Source organism: Nocardiopsis listeri (genome assembly GCF_020741345.1).
GTDB classification, from domain to species: domain Bacteria; phylum Actinomycetota; class Actinomycetes; order Streptosporangiales; family Streptosporangiaceae; genus Nocardiopsis; species Nocardiopsis listeri_A.
On record NZ_DYZD01000294.1, the window covers coordinates 1 to 3879 of the forward strand.

Annotated in this window: 4 protein-coding genes; 1 reads left to right on the forward strand and 3 read right to left on the reverse strand. The window is 68.4% G+C overall.

Translation table 11 applies throughout. The features are described from left to right. The coding region (locus K8V84_RS15745) for a mycothione reductase (RefSeq protein ID WP_304075593.1) at positions 1-1102 on the reverse strand (1102 nt) is incomplete at its 3' end. 245 nt (positions 1103-1347) lie between these two features. On the opposite strand from K8V84_RS15745, the gene K8V84_RS15750 reads away from it, so the two are divergent. After that, positions 1348-2562 (forward strand): acyltransferase, encoded by a 1215-nt coding sequence (locus tag K8V84_RS15750; RefSeq protein ID WP_304075594.1) that lies wholly within the window; start codon positions 1348-1350, stop codon positions 2560-2562. A gap of 16 nt (positions 2563-2578) precedes the next feature. On the opposite strand, the gene K8V84_RS15755 is transcribed toward K8V84_RS15750, so the two are convergent. Then, a complete protein-coding gene (locus K8V84_RS15755; RefSeq protein ID WP_304075595.1) occupies positions 2579-3049 on the reverse strand; it encodes a hypothetical protein in 471 nt (156 codons plus the stop codon). 20 nt (positions 3050-3069) lie between these two features. Beyond that, positions 3070-3879 (reverse strand): HAMP domain-containing sensor histidine kinase (locus K8V84_RS15760; protein ID WP_304075596.1); only part of this gene is annotated, 810 nt, incomplete at its 5' end.

Below are 3879 nucleotides of genomic sequence, written 5' to 3' on the forward strand. Positions count from 1 at the left end.
GTCCGACGGTGGCGATCTGCGGGTGGGTGAAGGTGGCCGAAGGAACGTGATCGTGCGGCATCTTGCGCAGGTCGTCCGGGTGGAGCAGGTTGTGGCGCACCGCGCGCATCTCCGCGTTGGCCACGTGCTTGAGCATGTAGGGCGAGGACACGTCACCGAGGGCCCAGACGCCCTTCGCCGAGGTCGAGCGGCCGTACTCGTCGACCTTGACGCCTCCCTGGTCGGTCATCTCGATCCCTCCCGAGGCCAGGTCCAACCGGTCGCCGTTGGGCACCCGCCCGGTGGCCACCAGCAGCACGTCACCGGTCACGGAGGAGCCGTCGTCGAGGCGGATCGTCACCTCGCCCTCCGACTGGTCGGCACCGATCGCGGTGGGGCCACAGATGAGGCGGTAGCGCTCCGCGGCCGACTCGTTGAGCCGCTCACCCAGGTCCTTGTCCAGTCCGCGCATCAGCGCCGAGCGGGAGATGATCGTGACGTCCGAGCCCAGCGCGTCGAAGACGTGGGCGAACTCCATCGCGATGAAGCCCCCGCCCACGATCACCAGCGACTTCGGCGGCTCAGGCAGCCGCATGATGTCCTCGTTGGTGTGGTAGCGCACCCCCGAGGCCTCGATGGCGTTGGGGATGAAAGGCCGAGAACCGGCGGCGATGACCACCTGGTCACCGGAGATGATCTTCTGCTCATCGCCCTGACCGGTGCGCAGGGTGCGCTCGCCCACGAACACGGCGTGCTGGTCGTAGACGTCGATGTTGGGGGTCTTCGGGCCGCGACGGTACTCCTCACCACCGGCGGCGATCGGGTCGACGCGGTCCTCGAAGATCCGGCCGACGATGCCCTGCCAGTCCACCGAGTCGACCCGGGCGTTCAGACCCAGCCGCCCGGCCTGGGCGGTCTCCAGCGCGGTGTCGGCGGCGTGGACGAACATCTTCGTCGGGATGCAGCCGACGTTGAGACAGGTACCGCCGAACGTCCCCTTCTCGATGATCGCGATCGACCGGTCCTCGAACTCGGGGCCGGGAATCGAGTTCCCCGATCCGGTACCGATGATGACCAGGTCGTAGTGGTGATCCACCACGATGTCACTGGCAGGGGCGTCCATGTCATGTCCTAACCACTGGTTCTCCGAGTGCGCGACCAGAGTGGACCCGGTGTACGGCCCCACCCTGAAGACTCCAGGGTCCCAGGGGCCCCGACACCCGATCCGAGCGCACACGAGTACCCAAGGACGGCCCGGACGGCGATATTCCGATCCGCCGCCCGTCGTCGCACCAACCGACTGCTCTGCGACAGAGTCGAGACGTCCCAGGGACGAGGCGGACATCGGCGCCGGACACCCTCTTTCGCATGACACCGAATCCGACCACCGCGCGCTCCCTGCCCCCTTCCGGCCACAGAACGCACATACCCGCGTTGGACGGGCTCAGGGGCGTGGCGGTCATCGGGGTGCTGCTGTTCCACACCGGTCACCTGTCCGGTGGTTTCCTCGGGGTCGACCTGTTCTTCGTCCTTTCCGGTTACCTCATCACGGACCTGCTGCTGCGCGAGGTCCGGGCGAGCGCGAACGTGTCACTCGGAGCGTTCCTGGGGCGAAGGATCCGCCGTCTGCTACCGGCCCTGGCCGTCATGCTCACCGCGGTCACCCTGTTGGTCCGGGTCTTCGGACCGCCCGACATGGTGCGCACGACGCTCGCGGACGGACCGTGGGTACAGCTCAACGTCCTCAACTGGCATCTGATCGCGGAGTCGGCGGGGTACTGGGACGCCTTCGGCTCGGCCCGCGTGTTCGAGCATCTCTGGAGCATCGCGGTCGAGGAACAGTTCTACCTGGTGTGGCCGGTGTTGCTGCTGGTGGCCGCGCGGCTCTTCGGCGGTCCTGACCGTTGGGTCGCGGGGATCGCCGCCGCGGGCTCGGCTCTCTCCCTGGTCCTGATGATCTGCCTGGTCGACCCGGCGGACCCCACTCGTGTGTACGTCGGCACCGACACCCGGGCCTTTTCCGTCCTGCTGGGCGCGTTGGTCGCAACCCCGCCCGTCCGTGACGCTCTGGCCCGAGGGGTCGCTCGGTGGGCGGGCACCGCCTTGGTCCTGACGACGCTCGGACTCGGGGCGTCCTGGGTCCTGGTCGACGGCACGACCTCTCCGTGGTTGTTCACCGGCGGCCTGTTCGCGCACTCGATGGCGGCCGCCATCCTGATCGCCGTGGTCGCGCACGCGCCGCGTACCGTCATCGCGCGGATCCTGACCTGGCGACCGTTGCGGTGGACGGGGCTGATCTCCTACAGCCTGTATCTGTGGCACTGGCCGGTCATCGTGCTGCTCTCCCCCGAGGTGACCGGGCTCCACGGATGGACCTGGACCGTGGTCGTGAGCGCCGTGTCCATCGGGATGGCGGCGCTGTCGAAGTACCTCGTCGAGGACCCGATCCGGTTCCACGCGGGTTGGGCCAGGGGACGCGGGGGCCTGTTGGCGTTCGCGGCCGTCATGGTCGCCCTCGCCCTGCTCTGGGCGGCCCTTCCCGCTCCCCCACCGGCGACGGTGGATGTGACCAAACTGGATTGACGCTCCGACGCGGCGCTCACTCGTACAGGGGGCAGGTGCGGTGTACCTCCGATTCGGGGGTGAACTGCACGAAGCGGATCCGTACACGCGTTCGATCGGATCCGCCGTTCTGCACATGAGAGGTCCGCGCGGTGCACACGATCTGGTCGATACCCAACGGGGTCACGTCCTCGATGTCCAAGGGCACCCGTAACTCGATCGTCTCGGGGTGGGTCGTCACCTCGACGCTGGTGACCGGTGTCGGCGCGATCTCCGTTCGCACCTCGGAATCGCCCGGTCCGCTCAACAGCAACGACACCGCGTCGGAAACCGTGCCCAGGCGCTCGGTTCGCCGAAATTGGGGCCGGAGTCCATCCTCGTCCACGAAGTACAACGTCATCCCGGGGGCCACACCGGTGGGCGCCTCACCCGCGTCGGAGACACCGGAGGGCCGGACCCCACAACCCATCACGGCGGCCAGGAGCACCGGCACCAGCACACACACCACCGGCGAAGAAAAGTCCGATCTCACCCCTGCACCCCCCGTTCCCGTCCCGGATCGCTCTCCCCGGGTGTTCTGGGCAGCCGCAACACGAAACGCGCACCACCATCGTCACCGTTACCGGCGGTGAGGTCACCGCCGTGCAGGCGGGCGTTCTCCAGCGCGATGGCCAGTCCGAGCCCGCTGCCCGGGGTGCGGGTACGTGCGGCGTCGGCCTTGAAGAACCGGTCGAACACGTGCGGCACCACGTCTTCGGCCAGGCCCGGTCCACCGTCGGTCACCACGAGGTTCACGTGGGTCCGGTCGGCGAAGATACCCACGCGCACGGGAGGCTCCCCGTGCCGCAGGGCGTTGCCCACCAGGTTGGCCACGATCACGTCCAACCGTCGGCGATCCACGCGCACGGGCAGCTCCTCCGGAGCGTGGATTTCGACCCGATCGAGCCGATCTCGGGCCCGCAGGGTGTTGCGGACCGCCGAGACCACGTCCACCTCCTCCTCTCTCAGGCGGGCCGATCCGGCGTCGAATCGGGAGACCTCCATCAGGTCCTCGACCATTCGAACCAGCCGTTGAGTCTCGGTGATGGCCATCCGCGCCGATTCCCGGGCGTCCTCCGCCATGCCCTCCGTTGAGGCCGCCAGGACCTCGGTCACCGCCGTCAACGTGCTCAGGGGGGTGCGCAGCTCGTGGGAGACGTCCGCGGCGAACCTCCTGGCGTCGGCCCGCATCCTCTCCATGGACGCCATGGAGCCCTGCACCGACTCCGCCATCTCGTTGATCGTGACGGTGAGTTCGGCCAGCTCGTCCACCCCCTGCGGTTCGGTCCGCGCGTCCAG

Coding starts and splice junctions, on each gene's coding strand:
- K8V84_RS15750 (WP_304075594.1), top strand. CDS start 1,348: ATGACACCGAATCCGACCACCGCGCGCTCCCTGCCCCCTTCCGGCCAC.